We start from the raw sequence: 21,023 nt of genomic DNA on the forward strand, positions 1-21,023 counted from the left end.
TCTCCCCTCTTACTCCTGAAGCGACCACACTGTCCTATTCACTTTGCTTTTCCCGATAATCAAAATAATCAAAAACAGCTGGCAAATCATATCCTGAGTAATCGATGTTGACCATTCCCACAAACGCACCCGTAAAAAATCCACCATGGGTTTGGTTGACATATTCATCGGATAGTACTTTTGCGTCTAACTGGATCGCTAATTCGATCCATGTTTTTCCGTCAAACGAATAAGCATATGTGTAAGTTTCTCTTCTGACGATCGTTTTGAAATAAACAACTGTTACATCCTCTGGAATTGGAATGACCTGTTCCTGCAAATAACTTTTGAATACGCCTTGATTATTCTCAGTGAGTTCAATGACCCGCCCTTTTTCTTCCTGCCAAGTCACTTGGATCATCGACCAATGTTGCGAATTGTAATAATTCGTCAGCCCTGCCATTTGCTGGAAGGTCGTTGGCGAATAGCTCAATGCAGTTTCTGCTTCAAACTCAAATGCTTGCCAACGTCTAGCAACTAGGGAGTTTCCATGTGTATTGGCTAAACTTCCGGCACCTCGTAATGTCAGCTTTCCCTCTTTCAAGATGCCGATGTCCTTCGTAAAAGGGACACGTACTGTTTGAAATTGTGGTGGCAGTTCGCTTTGTTCGAAGTTAGTCCTTTCTGGCAGTTTTTCATAAGGGTGAGGTGTCACTCCTTTAGGTGCTTCCACCTCCATGCTCCCTTGCTTTCCACCAACGATTTCTGGCCACAATTCTTTAGACCATGTCACCTTTTGGATCGCTGTTTCTCTGCCTAATGTACACCAGCCACGAGGATCATGGATGGATTCATTTTTGTGATGCCACGGTCGACCAGTCAAATGGGCAAAATACCATTCGCCTTCTGGTGTATCGACTAATGCACCATGCCCGCATTTTTGCAACGGATTTTCTGGAGAGTCATAGGCAGTTAAAAAGGTCTCTGCTTGGCTTTCAAAAGCTCCTTCTAAAGTTTTAGCCCGTGCCACCACTTCTTGGTGCGTATAGACGGTACCACCTTCTGCACAAAACAAATAATAATAACCAAATAACTTATAAAGATGTGGGCCTTCCACTAATTTCACGTCAGTTCCTTTCCAAATGATCTTACCTGTTTCCGGAAGTAGACGTTGCTCTTCTACTGAATATTCGGTGCATTTGATCCCGTTAAATGGATGATGGTATTCGCGATGATCCCATTCCATTTGAACCAGGTATTTGCGGCCATCGTCATCATGGAAAAGAGAAGCATCGAAGCCGACACCGTTCAACCGGATCGGTTGACACCATGGACCAGTGATCTCTTCTGCAGTAGTCAAATAATTTGTACAATCTTTGAACGCACCATTGACCACTTTGACATCGGTATAAACTAACCAAAATTTCCCATCCGCATAAGAGAGATCGGGCGCCCAAATCCCTCCTGAATCTTCATTGCCCTTCATATCCAACATCTCGACAGAAGCCAATGGACGTGCCACTAAACGCCAATTCATCAAGTCCTGCGACTCATAGATCTGAACGCCTGGAAACCATTCAAACGTTGAGTTGGCAATGTAATAGGTTTCTCCCACACGCACAATAGACGGATCAGCATGAAAACCTGTTAATACTGGATTTTTAATTTTCATCGTACACCTCACTCTATTTTTTTAGGAGAATCCCTTTCAACCATCCAAAGGAGTCAGTGACATCTATCCTTAGCTAACTGAATGAAACTCTCCATAAGTTGGATTAAACTAAATAATCATTCAAACAAGATTTGACATATTCGATATGGCTTGATTCCAGTTCGATGTCTTTCAACTTCAATGCATAGTCAGTCAAACTTTCCAAATCTTCCTTGTCGTTGACAATGGATTCCCCAATGCCTTCTTGGAACGTAGCATAGCGTTTCTCTTTTAAGGTATCGAAGAAGCGATCCTCTTTTAATTTCGCAGCTGCCTTCAGCCCTCTAGCAAAGGTATCCATCCCTGCGATATGTGCTAAGAATAGATCTTCCATGGCAAAACTGGAACGACGGACTTTCGAATCAAAATTGATTCCTCCTGGTGCGATACCGCCATTTTCTAAGACACCATACATGGCCAATGTGACATCATAGACGTTCGTTGGGAACTCATCAGTATCCCAACCAAGCAACACATCCCCTTGATTCGCATCTAGGGAACCTAACGCGTTATTGATCCGTGCTACTTCGATCTCATGTTCAAACGTATGCCCAGCTAACGTAGCATGATTAGCCTCTAGATTCAGCTTGAATTTCTCTTGTAAACTATATTTTTGAATAAATTGTAAAGCCGTTGCAGCATCAAAATCATATTGATGTTTACTTGGCTCCATTGGTTTTGGTTCAATCAAGAATTGTGGCGTATGATCGATTTTTTCACTATACGCGATCGCCATTTTGAACAAACGTGCAATATTATCTTGTTCAAACGCCATATCCGTATTCAACAACGTTTCATACCCTTCACGACCACCCCAGAAGACATAATTTTGACCGTTGAGTTTTTTTGAGATGTCTAAGCCTTTTTTGACTTGAGCAGCAGCATAGGCAAAGACATCCGCATGATTCGTTGAAGCTGCACCATTCACGTAGCGTGGGTGGCTGAACATATTTGCAGTATTCCAAAGTAGTTTGATTCCCGTACGCTCCATCTGTTCCTTGATCAAATCGGTGATTTCATCTAAATTTGCATAGAATTCTTCTAAACTATCCCCTTCAGGCGCGATATCGACATCATGGAAACAAAAATATTCGACACCTAATTTTTCTAAAATCTCAAAAAAGGCCGCTACTCGATTTTTTGCGGTTTCCATTTCAGTCGCACCTAGCCACGTTCTTTGATTGACTGGTGAGCCGAATGGATCACTGCCATCTTGTGTCATGGTATGCCAGTAAGCAACAGCAAATCGTAAATGCTCCTTCATCGTTTGACCGGCAACTACCTCTTCTGGATTAAAATGGCGAAAAGCAAAGGGATTGGTTGTCGTTGTACCTTCATATTGGATTTTTTCTATTTGTGGAAAATAGCTCATAACATATTCCTCCTAATTTATTCATTCTATATTAGTTAGTTTATCTAACAAACTAACTTAACAAGCATATAGTATACGCTTTCATAATTATAGTCAAGTTATTTTTTATTATTATCAAAGCATTTATATTCGAATGAAGTTAATTTATTTACTTTACAAAACGAAATAGCTATAGATAAATAACTAGAAAAATAATGAGATTACCAGTATACTTTAGAACGTATCCTCATTACATAATGAATAGGAAGTGATTTACTTTGAAAAATCCAACGTATACTCGACGGAGCCCAAATGAGTCTCTCTGTTTAGAATTGATTATGAATCAACCCGCTCTTTCTCGTGCAGAGCTTTCAGCCATAACTGGACTAACCAAAGCAACTGTGTCCTCCATTGTGAAAAAATTGATCGATGATCAACTGGTCATCGAGACTGGCATTGGAGAATCTAGTAATGTCGGTGGACGTAAACCAATCATTCTTCAATATAATGGAAAAGCTGGCCTCTCTATTTCTATTGACATCGGCTATAATTACATCCATGCTCTCCTTACTTATCTAGATGGGGAAGAGATCCAACATATCCAAAAAAAGCCAATCACATTAGATGAGGAAGCCATCCATCTGTATCTTTCAGAAATCTTCACGTTATTTGAACAACATCTTCCGACGACAGAGTATGGCATTATTGGTGTAGCAATAGCCGTTCATGGCCCTGTCTACCATGGTGAGCCGATTTTTGGCCCACATTACAATTTCGATCACATTCCTTTTCGCAAAATAGCTGAAAAACTGAGAGACTATCCTGTCTATTTGGAAAATGAAGCAAATCTGGCAGCTTTAGGTGAGTATAGCTTTACCTCAGATTCGGAAAATCTTGTCAGTATCAATATGCACAGCGGCATTGGTGCAGGAATCGTCAAAAATGGGAATTTAGAGGTTGGTGCCCATGGTTTTGCTGGTGAAATCGGTCATCAGATCATCGTGATGGACGGCAAGGAATGTCGCTGTGGCAACCGAGGTTGTTTGGAGATGTATGCTGCCAACAAAGTTTGCTACGATCGGTTTGCTCAGAAAAAAAACCTAGACTATGTCAATGCCATCATCCTTAGAGAATACTACCAAAACCAAGATCGTGATGCGCGACAAGTCGTAGAAGAAAATATCAACTACTTGACGATCGGTATCAACAACTTGATCGCCCATTATGACCCATCGATCATTATTTTGAATAGCTCACTTTATCGCGAAATACCTGATATGATCGAACAATTAAAAGGGAATCTGCACAATCATTTTTCGAATCAATTAGTCGTCCGCAACAGCTCCTTGAACGAAAAAGCGACACTTCTAGGAGGATTGGTCTTAAATCTCCAAAACTTTTTAGAAATCAAACACCTGAAATTAAAATAATCATGAATCAATAAAAAAATCTGCCAAACCGGAAAACATTGAATTCCAGTTTGGCAGATTTTATCTAAATAAAGTACGTGTATCTTTAACTTGAAATTTTAAATAGTAAAAGAACAAAAATACCTTCTACAATTGATCAAACACTTCAACAACATGTTCCACTGTAAACTGATAATTTTGGATGATCGTTTCCCCAGGTGCGCTCGCGCCGAAACGATCAATCGCAATGATTGCCCCTGCTGTTCCCGTATAGCGCTCCCAGCCAAATGAAGCAGCCATTTCGATAGAAACACGTTTCGTCACTGCTTTTGGCAAGACACTTTCTTGATATTCCGCGGATTGTTGTTCAAACAAATCAAAACTTGGCATAGAAACCACTGAGACATCTTTCCCTTGTTCCGCCAATACTTTTTGCGCTTTGACCGCTAGATCCACTTCTGAACCTGTCGCGATCAAGATTCCTTCTGGTTGTTCCCCTTTAGCTGGAGACAAGACATAGGCACCTTTTTTAACCATATCATCTGCCACTTCTTTTGTTGTTGGAAGAACTGGTAGATTTTGACGACTCAAGACTAAGATCGTTGGTGTATCTGTCGATTCCATCGCAACTTTCCACGCCGCACGAGTTTCGTTCCCGTCCGCCGGACGTAAGACATGGACACCTGGCATACTTCTAACCGAAGCCAATTGTTCCACTGGCTCATGTGTCGGACCATCTTCACCAACTGCTACAGAGTCATGGGTCAAGACGAAAATAACTGGCGTGTTTTGGATCGCTGCTAAACGCACAGCTGGTCGCAAGTAATCGACAAAGACAAAGAATGTTCCCCCATAGATCCGGGTACCGCCATGCAATTGGATCCCGTTCATCGCTGATGCCATCGCAAACTCACGAACACCAAACCAAATATTGCGGCCTTCATAGTGTTCAGGCGTGAAATCTTTGTCTGCTGTCACCATCGTATTGTTTGATCCAGATAGATCGGCAGAACCACCCCAGAAGCTTGGGATCGCTTTTGATAATGCTTGGATAACTTCTTTACTTGAGACACGACTCGCTTGGCTTTCACCTTCGTCGTACGTTGGAAGTTCGGCATCCCAATTCTCTGTTAATTTCCCAGCAAAGGCATCTTCGAATTGTTGGGCTAATTCTGGATATGCTGCTTTGTATGCTGCGAACAGCTCACGCCAAGCATTTTCAGCTTTTTCGCCTTCTTCAACCATCGTTTGACGGAAACGTTCCGCCACTTCTTCTGGTACGGTAAAGTCAGGGTATTCCCAACCATAGATCTCTTTGGCTTTTTGAATGCCTTCTAAGCCAAGTGGTGCGCCGTGGACCGCAGAAGTTCCTTGGTTTGGTGCACCAAATCCGATGACCGTTTTCACTTCGATCAATGTCGGTTTGTCGGTTTCGGCTTTCGCTTCTTCAATTGCTTTTGAGATAGCTTCCAAATCATTGCCGTCTTTGACCAAGATATGTTGCCAACCGTAAGCTTCATAGCGTGCGCCAACATTTTCAGTGAAGGCTTTTGAGGTTGGTCCATCTAAAGAAATATCGTTTGAATCGTATAAAACGATTAATTTCCCTAATTTCATATGACCAGCCATCGAACTTGCTTCTTGAGACACACCTTCCATCAGGTCGCCATCGCCACATAACGCATAGGTATAATGATCAACGACGTTGAATTGGTCTTTGTTGTAGGTCGCTGCTAGATGCGCTTCTGCCATTGCCATCCCCACAGCCATCGCGATCCCTTGACCTAAAGGACCAGTCGTTGCTTCGACGCCGTCGGTATGGTTGACCTCAGGGTGTCCTGGTGTTTTTGACTCCCATTGACGGAATTGTTTCAAGTCATCGATCGTCACTTGGTACCCTGCTAAGTGTAACAAGCTGTACAACATCGCTGAACCATGTCCCGCAGATAAGACAAAACGGTCACGGTCTGCCCAGTTTTTAGAAGTTTTCGGATTCACTTTCAAGTGTTTCGTCCAAAGGGCATAAGCCATTGGCGCGGCACCCATTGGTAACCCCGGATGTCCTGAATTTGCTTTTTGTACTGCATCGACACTCAATGTACGGATCGTATTCACACCAAGCTGATCTACTTTATCAAACAATATAATTCCTCCTTATTCGTTCCTATAAAATAATGCCCATTCTTTAATTTTCACTTTGAAAATAAGACAGAAGAATCAAAAATGAATGAGGCATTCTCGATTTTCCTGTCTTATTACTCGATGGTGACCGACTTTCTCACGACCTAGATAAACGGTGTTCGAAAGCCAACTCCTTCAATAGTAAGTCGAAACGTGAAAAAATATGGAAAGCTATTTTACAATTTTCTATCTTACTGCTCAGGTCAAAACGCTTTTCTCACAACCTATGATAAACGGTGTTCAAGGAGCAACACTTCGGTCATAAGTCAGAAACATCAAAAATGAAAAAGCCATTTTCGATGTTCCTGACTTATGCCTTAGTGCTGAACGCTCCTTTCACAACCTAGACAAACGGCGTTCGAAAGCCAACTCCTTCAATAGTAAGTCGAAACGTGAAAAAATATGTGAAGCTATTTTCCCACGTTCCGCCTTACTATTCGGAGCTGACCGGCTTTCTCACGGCCTTCTCTTACCCGATCGTTTTCCCAGTCATTTCTTCATAATCGGTTTTCATGATTTCCCATGACTTTTCGATTTTTTCATCTAAACCAAACAAGCCACTGCGACCGACAATGTAAATATCTGGTCCTGCTGCATCGATTCGTTTGAAGGATTTACGGTTAGAAGAGCCGTCCATTTCAATCAAATAGTGATACCCTTTTTCTTCGCGTAGTTCGCGTAAAGCAACGATCTTATCCAGTGTACTTTCAATAAACCGTTGTCCAGCAAATCCTGGATCGATCGTCATGATCGTGATTTTATCGACCAATTCGATGTATGGGAAGATGGCTTCGATCGGTGTTTCTGGGTTTAAAACGACGCCAGCTTTTAACCCTGTATCATGGATTTGATCGATCAAGCGAAAAGCTAAACCATCTAATAATTCGGCGTGCATACAGATCCATTCACACTTTTGCTCGATTAATTGATTCACCCAAAAACTTTGGTCTTTAACCATTAAGTGCGCAGACATCGGTAGATTACTGATTTTACGTACCTCATCAATGAACCATGGAGATAATGTGATATTTGGTACATAATGACCATCCATGATATCGATGTGGTAAGAATCGACATGATCATTTAAAAATTCGATTTGTTCTTTGAACTTATCTAAGTCCATCGTCATCAATGAAGGTGAAAATTCCACTTTTCCCATTTATTTGTTCCCTCCTTGAAAGCTTTCCCAGTCCGCCATGAATTGAGCAATCCCTTTATCGGTCAATGGATGGCTCCACAACGTTTGGTACAATGATGGCGGTACAGTGGCAATGTGTGCGCCAACTAAACTCGCTTTTTCCACATGTTCCGAATTACGGACACTTGCTGCAATGATTTCTGTAGAAAACCCGTAAGTATCTAGTACTTCACGTAGTTTTGCGACAAGCTCGATCCCGCTCGTTCCGGTATCATCTAATCGACCTAAAAATGGTGAAATAAATGTCGCACCTGCTTTTGCTGCTAGTAACCCTTGCGCCACAGAGAAAATCAATGTGACATTGGTCTTGATCCCCAATTTAGATAATTCGTTCGTCGCTTTCAATCCTTCTTCTGTCATAGGGATCTTGATCACGATGTTTTCCGCCCATTGGACGATCTCTTTCGCTTCTGCGACCATGCCGTCTGCTTCCAAACTAGTCACTTCTGCTGAGACAGGTCCGTCAACGATCGAACAGATTTCTTTGATGACTTCTTCAAACACGCGTCCTTCTTTGGCAATGATCGTCGGATTGGTTGTCACCCCATCGACTAAACCTAGCGCATTGATTGTTTTGATTGCTATTACATCTGCTGTATCTAGAAAAAATTTCATCGATTTTGCCCCTCTTTTTTACGCACTTATTTTAAAAAATCTGAATATCATCTAAACTGATATCTTCTTCCTCTTTTTCTACTACTAAGTCCATTTCTTCTTCCGGCACGTTCTTTTTGATCACAGCTAAAACGACGGCTGTAACTAAAACGTTCACTAAGATTGCGATCACACCTGCCCATGGTCGAGACATCGTTGGAATCATCAAGACACCACCGAAAGGAACCGTTGCATCCGCACCTAAGATCATCGTTGTTGCACCACCAGCAAATCCTCCGATTGCTGTTGCGACTACACCACGTACGATATCATTCATAACTAAAGGAATCACACCTTCAACAATATTGATGACACCCATTGGTACGGCTGATTTCAATGTCTCTACTTCCACTTTTGTATAGATATTCTTGCGGAACATTTTGGCGATAAAATAAGCTAAACCAAAGCCGATCGGTGTGGCTGTATTGACTAATTGCAGTGCGGTAATCGGGCCATTCAACCCTTCCGCTTGCATCGTCAACACAAAGGCAAATACGGTTTTGTTGATTGGACCACCGTAGTCGATCCCACTTAATAAGCCGATCACACCACCAAAAATCAATAAGGAAGAATTGCCTAATCCATCTAAGAAATTCGTTAATAATAGCGTTAATGCTGCGATTGGCGCGCCAATGATATACACCATGACTAAGCCACCAACAATTGAAGCAATAAATGGAATAATCAATGTTGGCATCAATCCTTTTGCCCATTTTGGTACTTTGACATGTTTTAAAATACCTAAAACCAGATACCCTGCTAAGTAACCACCTAAAATCCCCCCGATAAAACCAGCACCAATTGCATTTGCTGTTAACCCAATAATGAAACCTGGTGCGATCCCTGGTTTAGCTGCAATGGAATAAGAAATCCCAGTAGCGATCACAACTGGTAATAATCCTAAACCAGCGCCACCCATCGTTGCTAACGCATCCCAAATCGAAAACTCACCTTGTACAAGTGTTCCTTGACTTGTTCCGCCAAAGGCCATGCCGATTGCAATCAGAAATCCGGCACCACATACGATTGGAATCAAATATGAAATCGCTGTCAATAAATGTCCTTTTAAATTTAACTTTTTAATTGCCTCCATTTTTTTGTCTCCCCCATTCTGGTAATTATTGTTGCACGACTACTTCTTCTACTTTTTCAATCAACTTACTCGGTGATTTTACAGCAACTTCTGTCGGTACTTGGACGATTCGTTTTCCTTCAAAACGTTCACGACCACTGATTTTGACATCTACAGCTAAAATCACGACATCTGCTTGACTGATTTGCTCTGCCGTCAATTCATTTTCGATCCCGATCGTTCCTTGTGTTTCCACATGGATCTCATGCCCGGCCTTTTTTGCGGCATTCTCCAACTTTTCTTGCGCAATGTACGTATGAGCGATCCCCACCGTACATGCTGCTACTCCAACGATTTTCATTTTTTCTTCCTCCTCACTCTTTAGCCAAATGCAGCGACTACTTCATCGATTTCTCTTGCAGCAATCAAACGTTCCACCACTTCATCATTTCCTAACTTACGGGCAAATAAGGACAACAATTTCAAATGTTTTTGCGCACCTTCCGTATCGTCTCCGACTGCAAACAAGATGATACCTTTCACACCCTTACCGTCTAATGTCTCCCAAGGAATTTCATTTTCAGTCACCCCGATCGCCACACCGACCTTCTTCACATACGCACTTTTTCCATGTGGAATAGCGATATAATTACCGATCCCTGTTTGACCTTGCGCTTCTCGCAAATAAATATCTTTCACAAATGCTTCGACATCCGTAATGTATTCTTGTTCATATAAGCGATTGGCTAATTCATATAAGACCGCATCTTTCGTTTTTCCGTTTAAGTTCGTTTTGATGATTGTTGGATCAATGATTTCTTTGATCTCCATTTTCCTCACTCCTCATTAGTTACTGACAACTTCCATTGCTTTTTCGATTAATTTGTTTGGTGATTTTACCGCGATCTCTGTTGGTACTTGGATGATTTTCTTTCCTTCGAAACGTTCCCGTCCACTGATCTTGACATCCACTGCTAGAATCACGATATCCGCTTGATCGATTGCCTCTTGTGGCAATTCATTTTCAATCCCGATCGTTCCTTGAGTTTCGACATGGATCTCATGACCCGCTTTTTTCGCTGCATTCTCTAATTTTTCTTGTGCAATATACGTATGGGCGATTCCCACTGTACATGCTGCTACTCCAACGATTTTCATTATTGGTTCCTCCAATTTTTGATAGTATTTTTATCGTTCTGTGAAATTACCAGTTTTCAATTCATCTAGATAGTCCGAATCAGCCAGTTGTCGCATAAAATCAGCAAGCTGTCGTTTGACTGCCAGTGTTTCATTTTCTGCTAGTAAGACAACGATGAGCAATTCCACTTTTGCCATTCGTTCCGACCATTCAGTAATTGGCTGTTGGGGACGAATCACCCAGACCTGTGTTTTGGCTAGTGCTGGATGTTCAAGATGAGGCAAAATCACGCCTTCCTCAATTTGGATATCTCCTGCCTCTTCTCGCTCAAACAATGCCTGTTGGATCGCTTGTGCCTTTTCTTTCGAGGTAGGGAAGACTTGTTGACTGATCCATTCATAAGTTTCTGCCTTTGACGTTAATGCAATCTGATCAACTATTTCCACAAAATTATCTATCATGATAAATATCCTCGATTTTCTGTTGGATTCTTGACTGGTCATCAGCGGTCAACATCGCGCTAACGATCAAAGATTGAACAGGAAATGCTTCTTTCAGGCCAACTGTTGTTAAAATCAACTCGATTCCTGGTGTCTTCTCTAACACTGATTGATAATTTTTAGTACTGATCATATCTACGATTTCTAATTCTGGGAATTTTTTGGCTAACTTCACCTTCAATAATTCAGAAGTTCCCACGCCAGTTGTACACATGATCAGTGTTTGGATCGGAAATTGGTGCGTCTCAATGATTCGTGCAAAATACAAGGTGATAAACCCAATCTCATCAGGCGTGATCGTTGGAAGCTGAAACGTTTGACTCACCTGTTTTGATACTTCAGCAACCGTATTAAAAATCGTTTCATACGTTAATTGGATTTGATCCAACAAACTATTTTTCACTCTGATTTGATGGCGCAACCGATTGACCAAAGGTTTGATATGATTAGCAAGATCTGTAAAAATCATCTCGCTTGCTACATTGAGATTTAGCTTCTCACCAACTTGATGCAAGTAATAAGAAGTAATCTCAATCACTTCTTCTGTGAACGTTTGGGTCTTCATTTGACTATTATCCGTTCTAGAAGAAAGTAAATATTGATAAAGATAGTAGATCTCACTTACTGGTAATTTCGTTTTCAAATATACTTCCACTTGGCGGATCACTTCGATGGCAATATCACGAATCAAGGATTCATTATCTAAAACTTGTAATTGTTCCATCGTTAATTTTTCTCCAGTGGCTTGATAATTCGTTTTTCTTGCGCGACGTACCGCAATGTATAGATGGGAGAAAATATTGATATTGTATGGGTAAGGAATCGTGCCATTGAGTTTTTTTTCAATCAGCTTGATCTGTTCGATGACAAAATTCGCATCGTAACGATTAAACGAAAATTCGTCCGATAAAGCGATTTCATCAATATCGAAAATATTCAATCGTTGAATCAACTCAGTGATCGCTCGACGGATATTCTCTTCCTTGCCTTTGATGGCTAATGTCCGATTTTTGCGGACCAATTGCAGATCATACGCTGAAATCCGTTCCGCAATGATTTTTTCATCATTCGCGATCGCTGAATCACCAACATAATAGGTTTGATACAAATCAATGACTTTTAGTGCTTTAGGCGAGGATAATAATAATTCTTCCATCACATTATTTTGCCGCTCTGACGGTAGGACTTCCACAGAAGACACAATTGTTTGATTCGTCTGTGCAATATATTTTTCATAATCCAGTTTGTACCCCCGACCCTTTTCAGACAAAATCAGTGGCCCATTTGGAAACTCGTCATTCATTTTTTTAACCAAGCGGTAGACCGTCTTGGTAGAGGTACTCATTAACTCTGCCAACACTTCAGCAGTAACATAATCTCTTTGCTTTGATAAAAGAAGCGTTAATTTATTCCCTCGATCCATTTGACTAGTCATAGCTCTATCCCCCCTGTATCTTTATCATAAGCGATTTTTTTTATTCTGCTTCACTACATAATGTCCCTTGCAGCGGACAAAATGTATTCGGTTACACAAGGTTGTGAAAGAAGCGGTCAGCACTAAGGCATAAGTCAGGAACATCGAAAATGGCTCTTTCATTTTTGATGTTTCTGACTTATGACCGAAGTGTTGCTCCTTGAACACCGTTTATCTAGGTTGTGAAAGAAGCGTTCAGCACTGAGTAATAAGACAGAAAAATCGAAAATAGCTTTCCATATTTTTTGATTTTTCAGCTTAATGTTGAAGGTCAGTTTTTCGAACACCGTTTATCATAGGTTGTGAGAAAGCTGGGCAACTCCAAGTATTAAGACAGAAATTGAGAAAATAGCTTCTCATATTTTTTCAATTTTTGGCTTAATATCGTAGGAGTTAGCTTTCGAACACCGTTTATCTAGGTTGTGAAAGAAGCGGTCAGCACTGAGTAATAAGACAGAAAAATCGAAAATGGCTTTTTCATTTTTGATTTTTTTGGCTTATTATTGAAGTGTTGATTCTTGAACACCGTTTATCTAGGTTGTGAGAAAAGCGTTTTGACCTGAGCAGTAAGGTGGAAAATTAGAAAATAGCTTTACATATTTTTTGATTTTTCAGCTTACTGTTGAAGGTCAGCTTTTTTAACAACCAAATAGTTACATTTTTTGAAACTAAAGATAACTATATGAAAACATAACATTTTGGACATCAATTTTAAAGCGAACATCATAAATATCCTTTTGAAATATTTTTGATAAGAGATTTTATTTCCTCAGTTGGCTTGTTTTACTCATGTTTCCAACTTAAATCACTTGAACCACCGCGCAACCTTAAAATAACTATCTATATGAAATAAGATAACTTTCTTACCAAGCTCATGATTTACAAATAAGTTAATCAAGTGGACACACAAATCACGTAATGTTTTTACTAACGGGTAAACAAACTGTTGTGGAGACAGCTTCCATGCAAATAAGGCGACATCCATAAAAATTCCAATGATTTTTATGGATATCACCTTATTTATTGAGATTAACAACTGCCGTCCCACCTCAATTTTTCGATTGTTAAATATTGATTTTTGGAGAATCACCGCTTTTAACAGTAATGAATAACAGTATTTATCATCAATTTGCTGGTACATCACTTAATGACCAATTGATGGTCGCTTGGTAAGGTTTTCCTACCGCTATTTTATTGCCATCGACCTGCAACTGGACATCTTCATAACTTAACTCCCAAGCACCTTGACCAGTTCCAGTGGCGGCATTCATGACAGAAACCGCAGCACCATCTTCTTGTAATGTAAAGTCAAGCGCTTGAGGTGCTTTTGCAGTATTTCCTGTCGTTGTGTTTAGCGTGCCTGCATGAAAACTGATACTTGCACCTTTTAAGAATGTACCGAACGGTGCAGTCTCCAAATCAGCCATTGTATCACTCGTAAATTGTTGCGACATCGATGCTGTAACGTGCCAACCTTTATTTGTATATGATTCATCAGTGACTTTTAAACCCGTCTGTGTCTCACTACCGTATGAGTGAGTTCCCGATTTCAGTGTCTGTGTGCCAAACTCAACAGTTGGTACTTCATCAAGTGTTGGCATAGCTGGCGGCGCTGTGACATTTAGAGTAAAAGCTATCGTGCCTGCTTGGTAGTACTTATTTGCGTCAACGGCTAAAGCCTCACTCAGACTTCCATACGTGTTTCCATCAGGTGCTGTCACATCTTTGATTGTGACACCTGCAGGAAGTTCAGGTAACTGCTCGCTAGGATCTTTGATGACTCCACCGGTTACACCTGTTTCAGCCGGAATCACAGGTAGATCAGGAACATTCGGTCTCGTACCATCTACATATTTATAGGAAAAACTAGCTGAAGCGGCATCGCTAGCTAAATAGATAGTAAAATAATTTGCCCAAGGATTGTTGGCTATATCATCAAATGTTGAATTTGCGGCAACCGCTGAAGCAATATCTGGATATGTTTTTCCGCCTTGACCGTCAGGAGCCACAACGTGATCCAATTTATACCCTGCTGGTACGCTCAATTTAGGTACCGTTGGGAATGTCGCACCATACTTATCGGTAAACGTTGGCGGACTAGCTAAAGGTAACTCTACCGCAGAGCCTGCTGTAAACGAAAGGGTGGAGGCAGGATGACCACCAAGTAATCCTGTGATCGGGTCCGTTACGATCCCAGTTCCTGGTGTATCTTTTAGATAATAGGTTCTGAAATCAACTTTCTCGTCAATAGGCGTATAATAAACATTGATGCCATTCGGGTTGGCTTTGACATATTCGTCATAATTAGCAACCGTGATTGAACCCCCACTCAAAAAACTATATCCAGTAAGGGTTGGCGCCTGATAAGTGAAATGGTCCGAGGCATTTGCTGAACCATTTGTTACACCGATCTTGTCACCCACATTCGCAGTGATGGTAGCTGCCTCTACCTTTTTGATCGGTGCATTCGTCGTCGCATCAATAAAATTCACTGGGAATGTGACTGTCCCGCGAGTTGCCATAAATGAAGCGTTTTTGGAAGCATTCCCGCCTTGGATCACTCCAGTATTGTTTCCTGTAATCGCCAGGCTACCAAATGAAATGTTTTTTCTAATGGTGATTGTTCTTGAAATAGTTTTTGCTCCATATGCACCATTATTGTTATAGCCAATATCCGGCGTAGAAGTAAGCGACAGCTTGCCAGTGTAAGTGCCATTTTTATTATCTACAATATCCGACCAAGTCAATGTTTGCGTTTCAGAACTCCAACGAGTCGTTCCAGACCCTTGGAATTGTAACGGTGCAGACGCTTCTACCCATGGGATCGTAGTGGAACTTGATTGTTCGATGACGCCATTTGCATCTGTTTTTCGAATCTCGATTTTATCCTGACCTTTATTGGTAGCAGTTGGCCCATCAAATGCACTGTTGTACCAAATATCACGACCAACAAAAAAACTATCTTTTAAACCGGCAATTCCTAGCTTCTGTCCTGTTGCATTGGGTGCATTTTGTTTGATCATGTCGTTATTTGCCGGAGTCAAAAAGAAGCCCGATGCATCCCCCATTTTCCAGACATCGGCTTTATCATACCAATAGGGCGTTTTGATTGTTAATGGTTTAGAAAAATCAAGTGTTGCTCTGGTTGATTGATATACCCATGAATTTTTAACTGAGTTCGCTAACCATAAATAATTATTTCCCGAAGGATCCCATTTCCACCACTTACTATCTCCTGCTAACATCATCCAGTTATTCGGATTTTGTTGAAAGGTGCTATCCAAAGTATGATTTCCAGTATCTGAATTTTTACCAGGTACTAATGTACTGGAAATAGCTGTAGCCGCTTCAACTCGATCTCCAAAATAGTTACTCAAAAAGGGCGATAGAGCAATGATGCTGAACCCGATAATAATTTTTGACAGGATTGTTTTCTTTTTATTCATTCATTTTCTCTTCTTTCTTTTGAGGTGGTTGCGTACTTATAAGAAAAAAGTACATAGTATCTTGCCGAAGACAGCTCTTCTATTTTTAGGGTCTATACGTAATAAGTATTTTTTCTCGACTTATAGTAACAAAAAAAGCAACAACTATTGTTATTATTGTTTTGCAAAAAAAACAAAAAATTCATGGTTATTCTCATAAGTATTTTACAATTAATTAAAATCATACGAACGTTTTACAGCTGTCTACGTTTTTTGTCATTTAATTTATTTAGTAGGTTTTCTCGTAATATATAGATATAATATTGAATAAGAAACATTTCATTAATTTGATCCAAACACAGTGGAGGTGAAGTCATGAGAGAGTATTTTTTTAATTATAAAGAAAATGAAATTATCCAGTTCTTCCAATACTGTTATATAAATAAAAAAGACTATTATCCAAAAAAAAGTATCCAAGAAGCACTAAATATTTCAGAATATCGTTACAAAGCCATCGGTCACAGAGTGGAAGAAATAAAAACACAATATCCAACTTTTGACTTCAACTATGATAAACATGGCTTATCTATCCGTTTTTCAAAAGAATTTTTATTACTTAAAGTCTATATTCTGCTGTTTAAAGAAACTGTTGGATTTAAATTCGTCCTTTCTATTTATAAAGAAGAATTTCAAAACTTATCCTCTTTTTCTGAGTCTGTCCATATGCACCAACAAAGTGTGTTACCTAAGCTGAAACCTGTACGAGTGCTGCTTGGGGAACACTCCCTTGAGTATTTGTTATTCAAGAAAAAAATCAGTGGTGAGGAATACCGTATCCGTCATTTTTTCTTTGAACTCTTCTGGCATTTACATGATGAGAGGGAACCAATCATCCCTGAATATCCTGAGAGTTTCCAAGCACTTGCGACGATGATCCACGAATATCTGCCGATGCATTCGCGCGAAGATATCCGTAAACTCTACTTATTTATGAAAATCACACAACACCGAATGAATCATGGACATACGATCACTAGCTTACCTATCACGATAACAGAAGTTAGAAGTCCTTTAATCACTTATGACGTTTTCAAACAACAAATACAATCGAAAGAAATAACCGGTCGTTTTTTTAAAAAAACCTTGAATGAAACAGAGCTCAATTACCTTTACTATGTGTTTACTGTCGTGCCGACCTATACTTATCATGAAAAAAACGAGTTGCCATCTTTTCGCGACTTTTATACAGAAGAGTATCAAGAGCTTGAACGATCGATTTTTGATCAGCTGTTTCAACAAACGAAACGACGATTGACAGGCCCACAGGAAAGTTTTCTCTCTCTCAACATGATTTATCGAGTGACCTATTTTCTCAGTTACGGAAGTGACAACTACGTGCCGCCATACTCTGACTTGGAATACTTTTATTATAGCGATCCAACGAAGGATCATTATTTTAAAATCGTAGACAAAATCATTTCTCAAATTCCATTAAAAGAAGAAAAATGGCAACGGATCTTCAATAGTCAGTCCTTTCGTTTTTCGTTGTTTCAACTAGTATCGTGGGTCCTTGAAGAACAGCTAGACTCAGTGAAAGTAGCTATATTGACTAAATACGGAAAACTCCATAAAACCGAACTTGTCCGCTACTTAACAAAGCTGAATCCTAGACCGATTGAAGTGGTGGAATACGATGAATATCCCGAAATCATCTTTTGTGATTTCCCGCTAAAAGAAGGACAGGAAATCAATCCAAAAGCAGAAATTTATTTTATCGGTGTCAAACCAACTCCGCTCCAGTGGCTTGAAATAGTGAATTTCGTTGATTCTTTCCGTACGAAAAAGCAATTTGGCCATTTAATGAAGGAATAAGCAGTAAAAAGCAAAAAATATGAGAAGCTATTTTCGGCTTTTGCTACTTATTCCTCAGAGCTGGGCACTTCTGTCACAACCTCCTACTCTAGCTAAAATCTTGATTTTCAATGACGCTTAGTAAACCGCTTATCAAACGAAAGGGCAGTAACGTTGATCATTTTTTGGAGAGTACTCAGTTACGTACGCCAGACGAAAATCAAGAATAACATAGCGACAAGAATTATAAGCAAAAGCGGCAGGATAAATTCAACAAGATATTGTTTATCTTTTGCTTGTTTGACGATTTCTGCCTCTTGTTTAAATGGTTCGATCAGTGCTTTTTCCTCATGCACTTTTTTAGCTTCCACGAATGTACGGTAAGGGGTTTTATCTTCTTGTCTACAAGTAACTAGAAAAAGAAACTCTGCGCCTTTATCAGCCAATTGATCCACTTCTGTTTCTTTGATCACCAATGTTTTTTCCACCTCATATTGAGAGTAATCATTTAGATACTGAATATAAATCGAATCCCCTTTTTTCAATTCTTCGATTCGAGCAAAAAGTAGTTGGTACGAGCCTGCGTGATGACCAATCAGTGTTAGTGATCCCAAATCTGTTTCACGTTGAGGGAACAAACTAACCACTCCATCAATCAGATGGTCTGTTGTCAAACCAAGAAAGATCGGTTGCGAAATCTCTACTTTAGGAATAACGACTTGACCGATAGCATCATCGTTTGTTTTTTGTGTCACCCCAATGACATCTTGGATATTCAATGCTTTCACATCTTCTGTTGGTGGAATATTTTTTGGCACTTGGTAGCGGATCGCTGTACGCGCCAATTGTGAATGAGTCGCTATCAGAAAATACTTGGAGAAAGGAACAGCCATCAGACTCACGGCAAGTAGAACCAAGATACTGATCAGTATTTTCAATCTTCGTTGACTATTTGAACGACCTCTCCTCTTCTTCCAGTTAGCCATTATAGCTACTTTGATCCATCGAATATTTGACCCATTCAAAACGTTCCTGTGTCCCGTGTACACTTTGTAATTGATCGTCTAAATCAGCGTTTATCAGCCAGTGTAGGGCGCCCACTTCTTTAAATCCACCTGCTTTAAAACAAACTTTTATCATCAAACATCATCCCTATTTTTATGATTCATTTTTTACTAGTAGTGTCTGATCTCTTTAGTGACGTAGCTTTCCCCGTCTAACCGTCCCATACCAAAGAGCATTTTTCCAGACAAGGCTGCTAGCATTATCCCTGTATTCGTTTTTCCCACTCTTGCGTCTTCACCCATCCCAGCAGTCGCTTTGCTTCTCTTATTTAGTACCAAATGTTCCGTCGGATGAAAGAAATCCTCTTTTTTCACTGCTTTTGTCTTACTCTCACGTTTCTTTGGAGATTCTCCTTGAGATCGTGGCGCTTTTTTCTCTGGTTTTTCTTCTTTAGAAGAAGGAGTTGTTTCTTCTTGAAACGACACACGTTCCGGATTTTTAGGAGAGACAGATTCTGCAGGATTGATTGGATTGAGTATCTCTTCCTCCGTTGCAGCAATCGTACGATCTCCATGAATAATAAGAGCAAAAAATAAACTGGCATAAAGATAGCTTTTACTAAATCTACGAAGAGATATTTTCTGAATTTTTCTCATGATTCTTCCCACACTTCTGTATTTTTACACTTACGATCAAATCGCCTAATTTTTCCCAATCAGAAGCTGTAGGAGGAGATAACCAAATCACTTGATGTCGTTTACTTTGCAACTTCAACATGTCTGAAATACAAATATCCGCTGTTTCCTCTGCTTCTCCTACGAAAGATTCAATATTCAACTTACCAAAAGCAGCCACTTGTTCTTGAATGTAGCGGCTGTAACTTTCGCCAAAAGAAAAATCAATGGCGATCCTCACTTTTGGTGAAAGAAGTTCAATCGGTAAAGTTGCCAAAAAAAGAAAAATATATTCTTTTGCTAACTCATGGTAATTTGCTCGAACTGTCTCTGCACACCATTCCAACTCCAATAATTCTTGCACAATTCGATAAGCGAGCGCTTCAGCTAACTGATAGTTTTCTTTGATAAACGAAAAATGTTGAATCGTTGAATTTTCAAAGTTTGTACGCTTCTGAAAAATCAGCTTGTTATGGATCAGCGAAAGCTCATCGATTACCTCACGCGTTTCACCCCATGAAACAACGTCTTGAAATTCTGCAATGACACTGCTGATCACTTTTTCATTGAGAGAGGTAATCACTTCTGTTTCTATCAGTCTACAAGACGACGACAAATTCTCACTGCCGATAAAATACAAAAGTTCGTAAATCTCTGCTTTTTGCAAATGTTGAAAATACGGACTTAAAACCGTCATGATCTTTTGTACCAGTCCTTCATTCTGCACAGTAGATACAGTTGTTTCTCCTTGATGGCCAAAATAGTTGCGCACCTTCAAAACAAATAAGCGATATAATAGCTTTACCTGTTGTGAATTTGAAAGATCCTCTTCAAGAAAGTGCGTGATTTGGCGAAGCTGGTTGATGATTTCATTTAATTCTTCTTTCATGCTTTCAGTAAAAGGATAGGCATTTACTCCGTATAGCGTGTAATAATAGCCATATAAAAACGATTGAATATCTCTTTCTTTACCGATAAACTGACAACCGCTAGAAATCTCTATTGCAAAAATCTTCAACAGCTCATTTACTTTTGACATGATTTTATAAACCGTTGCTCTGGAAGCATATAATACGTCTTCTAAATCAAAGGTATTTTCCACTTGTTCCATAAGTACAGCCTTTATCAAGGGAGTCAAGGTACTTCGACTCGCATAACAACTGATCAAACAAGAGATATTCGCAAATGTTTTTCGCGTATATTTCACAGTCTTCGGTTTTACTCCGGTTTCTATGAGGAACTGCTCCGTCAAATCAAACTCTTTCAAATCCTCTTGGACATCTTTTATACAACTTTCAAGCTCATATCTATTCATCTTCAGTTCCTCCATCACAGTCGCTTGTAACAGAGGAATAGAAGCATTGGCATCTAAATAAAAGAGTAATTTCAGTCTGCCTATTG

Annotated in this window: 18 protein-coding genes; 2 read left to right on the forward strand and 16 right to left on the reverse strand. The window is 39.9% G+C overall.

Annotated elements, in window-relative coordinates; genetic code table 11:
* Positions 1 to 34: 34 nt before the first annotated feature.
* A complete protein-coding gene (locus IGJ39_RS13380) occupies positions 35 to 1,651 on the reverse strand; it encodes a glycoside hydrolase family 43 protein (RefSeq protein WP_019722725.1) in 1,617 nt (538 codons plus the stop codon).
* Positions 1,652 to 1,754: 103 nt separating this feature from the next.
* Positions 1,755 to 3,062 (reverse strand): xylose isomerase, encoded by a 1,308-nt coding sequence (xylA, locus tag IGJ39_RS13385; protein ID WP_019722726.1) that lies wholly within the window; start codon positions 3,060 to 3,062, stop codon positions 1,755 to 1,757.
* A 257-nt stretch (positions 3,063 to 3,319) separates the two neighbouring features.
* On the opposite strand from xylA, the gene IGJ39_RS13390 reads away from it, so the two are divergent.
* Positions 3,320 to 4,471, forward strand: a complete 1,152-nt coding sequence (locus tag IGJ39_RS13390; RefSeq protein ID WP_019722727.1) for an ROK family transcriptional regulator — start codon at positions 3,320 to 3,322, stop codon at positions 4,469 to 4,471.
* 126 nt (positions 4,472 to 4,597) lie between these two features.
* Here the strand turns inward: IGJ39_RS13390 and tkt are convergent, their stop codons facing one another.
* The 10 genes from tkt to IGJ39_RS13440 form a co-directional block, all read right to left on the reverse strand.
* Complete coding sequence (gene tkt, locus IGJ39_RS13395; RefSeq protein WP_430608080.1) at positions 4,598 to 6,592, reverse strand: transketolase; 1,995 nt, start codon at positions 6,590 to 6,592, stop codon at positions 4,598 to 4,600.
* Between the two features lie 508 nt (positions 6,593 to 7,100).
* On the reverse strand, positions 7,101 to 7,790 hold the full coding sequence (gene alsE / locus IGJ39_RS13400) for a D-allulose 6-phosphate 3-epimerase (RefSeq protein ID WP_019722931.1): 690 nt from the start codon (positions 7,788 to 7,790) through the stop codon (positions 7,101 to 7,103).
* Entirely contained in the window at positions 7,791 to 8,444 is a 654-nt protein-coding gene (fsa, locus tag IGJ39_RS13405; RefSeq protein WP_019722932.1) for a fructose-6-phosphate aldolase, read from the reverse strand.
* A 31-nt stretch (positions 8,445 to 8,475) separates the two neighbouring features.
* Positions 8,476 to 9,576 carry a PTS fructose transporter subunit IIC gene (locus tag IGJ39_RS13410; RefSeq protein ID WP_010734015.1) on the reverse strand — a complete coding sequence of 367 codons (1,101 nt, stop codon included), beginning with the start codon at positions 9,574 to 9,576 and terminating at the stop codon, positions 8,476 to 8,478.
* Between the two features lie 25 nt (positions 9,577 to 9,601).
* Complete coding sequence (locus IGJ39_RS13415) at positions 9,602 to 9,916, reverse strand: PTS fructose transporter subunit IIB (RefSeq protein WP_010734014.1); 315 nt, start codon at positions 9,914 to 9,916, stop codon at positions 9,602 to 9,604.
* A 20-nt stretch (positions 9,917 to 9,936) separates the two neighbouring features.
* Entirely contained in the window at positions 9,937 to 10,386 is a 450-nt protein-coding gene (locus IGJ39_RS13420; protein ID WP_010734013.1) for a fructose PTS transporter subunit IIA, read from the reverse strand.
* Positions 10,387 to 10,401: 15 nt separating this feature from the next.
* Positions 10,402 to 10,713, reverse strand: a complete 312-nt coding sequence (locus tag IGJ39_RS13425) for a PTS fructose transporter subunit IIB (protein ID WP_019722933.1) — start codon at positions 10,711 to 10,713, stop codon at positions 10,402 to 10,404.
* Positions 10,714 to 10,743: 30 nt separating this feature from the next.
* On the reverse strand, positions 10,744 to 11,154 hold the full coding sequence (locus IGJ39_RS13430; RefSeq protein ID WP_019722934.1) for a PTS sugar transporter subunit IIA: 411 nt from the start codon (positions 11,152 to 11,154) through the stop codon (positions 10,744 to 10,746).
* Positions 11,144 to 12,628, reverse strand: a complete 1,485-nt coding sequence (locus IGJ39_RS13435) for a BglG family transcription antiterminator (RefSeq protein ID WP_195339569.1) — start codon at positions 12,626 to 12,628, stop codon at positions 11,144 to 11,146. Before IGJ39_RS13435 ends, IGJ39_RS13430 begins: the two co-directional genes overlap by 11 nt.
* 1,163 nt (positions 12,629 to 13,791) lie before the next feature.
* Positions 13,792 to 16,113 carry a WxL domain-containing protein gene (locus IGJ39_RS13440; protein ID WP_019722936.1) on the reverse strand — a complete coding sequence of 774 codons (2,322 nt, stop codon included), beginning with the start codon at positions 16,111 to 16,113 and terminating at the stop codon, positions 13,792 to 13,794.
* A 354-nt stretch (positions 16,114 to 16,467) separates the two neighbouring features.
* Between IGJ39_RS13440 and IGJ39_RS13445 the strand changes: the two genes are divergently transcribed.
* Positions 16,468 to 17,964, forward strand: coding sequence for a helix-turn-helix domain-containing protein (locus IGJ39_RS13445; protein ID WP_019722937.1), 1,497 nt, complete (start codon positions 16,468 to 16,470; stop codon positions 17,962 to 17,964).
* A 179-nt stretch (positions 17,965 to 18,143) separates the two neighbouring features.
* On the opposite strand, the gene IGJ39_RS13450 is transcribed toward IGJ39_RS13445, so the two are convergent.
* The 4 genes from IGJ39_RS13450 to IGJ39_RS13465 are packed head-to-tail and all read right to left on the reverse strand — an operon-like array spanning position 18,144 to position 20,937.
* Positions 18,144 to 18,881 (reverse strand): class A sortase, encoded by a 738-nt coding sequence (locus IGJ39_RS13450; RefSeq protein ID WP_019722938.1) that lies wholly within the window; start codon positions 18,879 to 18,881, stop codon positions 18,144 to 18,146.
* A 40-nt stretch (positions 18,882 to 18,921) separates the two neighbouring features.
* A complete protein-coding gene (locus IGJ39_RS13455) occupies positions 18,922 to 19,083 on the reverse strand; it encodes a hypothetical protein (protein WP_019722939.1) in 162 nt (53 codons plus the stop codon).
* 35 nt (positions 19,084 to 19,118) lie between these two features.
* Positions 19,119 to 19,604, reverse strand: a complete 486-nt coding sequence (locus tag IGJ39_RS13460; protein WP_019722940.1) for a hypothetical protein — start codon at positions 19,602 to 19,604, stop codon at positions 19,119 to 19,121.
* Entirely contained in the window at positions 19,573 to 20,937 is a 1,365-nt protein-coding gene (locus IGJ39_RS13465; RefSeq protein WP_157999839.1) for a helix-turn-helix domain-containing protein, read from the reverse strand. The genes IGJ39_RS13460 and IGJ39_RS13465 overlap by 32 nt, the downstream gene beginning before the upstream one ends.
* Positions 20,938 to 21,023: the final 86 nt, after the last annotated feature.

It is taken from the genome of Enterococcus sp. AZ140 (assembly GCF_051714405.1).
Classification (GTDB): domain Bacteria; phylum Bacillota; class Bacilli; order Lactobacillales; family Enterococcaceae; genus Enterococcus_B; species Enterococcus_B pernyi.

Excerpts from the sequence above, each read along its gene's own strand:
- IGJ39_RS13380 (WP_019722725.1), bottom strand. The coding sequence starts at position 1,651 with ATGAAAATTAAAAATCCAGTATTAACAGGTTTTCATGCTGATCCGTCT.
- xylA (WP_019722726.1), bottom strand. The coding sequence starts at position 3,062 with ATGAGCTATTTTCCACAAATAGAAAAAATCCAATATGAAGGTACAACG.
- alsE (WP_019722931.1), bottom strand. The coding sequence starts at position 7,790 with ATGGGAAAAGTGGAATTTTCACCTTCATTGATGACGATGGACTTAGAT.
- fsa (WP_019722932.1), bottom strand. The coding sequence starts at position 8,444 with ATGAAATTTTTTCTAGATACAGCAGATGTAATAGCAATCAAAACAATC.
- IGJ39_RS13410 (WP_010734015.1), bottom strand. The coding sequence starts at position 9,576 with ATGGAGGCAATTAAAAAGTTAAATTTAAAAGGACATTTATTGACAGCG.
- IGJ39_RS13415 (WP_010734014.1), bottom strand. The coding sequence starts at position 9,916 with ATGAAAATCGTTGGAGTAGCAGCATGTACGGTGGGGATCGCTCATACG.
- IGJ39_RS13420 (WP_010734013.1), bottom strand. The coding sequence starts at position 10,386 with ATGGAGATCAAAGAAATCATTGATCCAACAATCATCAAAACGAACTTA.
- IGJ39_RS13425 (WP_019722933.1), bottom strand. The coding sequence starts at position 10,713 with ATGAAAATCGTTGGAGTAGCAGCATGTACAGTGGGAATCGCCCATACG.
- IGJ39_RS13430 (WP_019722934.1), bottom strand. The coding sequence starts at position 11,154 with ATGATAGATAATTTTGTGGAAATAGTTGATCAGATTGCATTAACGTCA.
- IGJ39_RS13435 (WP_195339569.1), bottom strand. The coding sequence starts at position 12,628 with ATGACTAGTCAAATGGATCGAGGGAATAAATTAACGCTTCTTTTATCA.
- IGJ39_RS13440 (WP_019722936.1), bottom strand. The coding sequence starts at position 16,113 with ATGAATAAAAAGAAAACAATCCTGTCAAAAATTATTATCGGGTTCAGC.
- IGJ39_RS13445 (WP_019722937.1), top strand. The coding sequence starts at position 16,468 with ATGAGAGAGTATTTTTTTAATTATAAAGAAAATGAAATTATCCAGTTC.
- IGJ39_RS13455 (WP_019722939.1), bottom strand. The coding sequence starts at position 19,083 with ATGATAAAAGTTTGTTTTAAAGCAGGTGGATTTAAAGAAGTGGGCGCC.
- IGJ39_RS13460 (WP_019722940.1), bottom strand. The coding sequence starts at position 19,604 with ATGAGAAAAATTCAGAAAATATCTCTTCGTAGATTTAGTAAAAGCTAT.
- IGJ39_RS13465 (WP_157999839.1), bottom strand. The coding sequence starts at position 20,937 with ATGAATAGATATGAGCTTGAAAGTTGTATAAAAGATGTCCAAGAGGAT.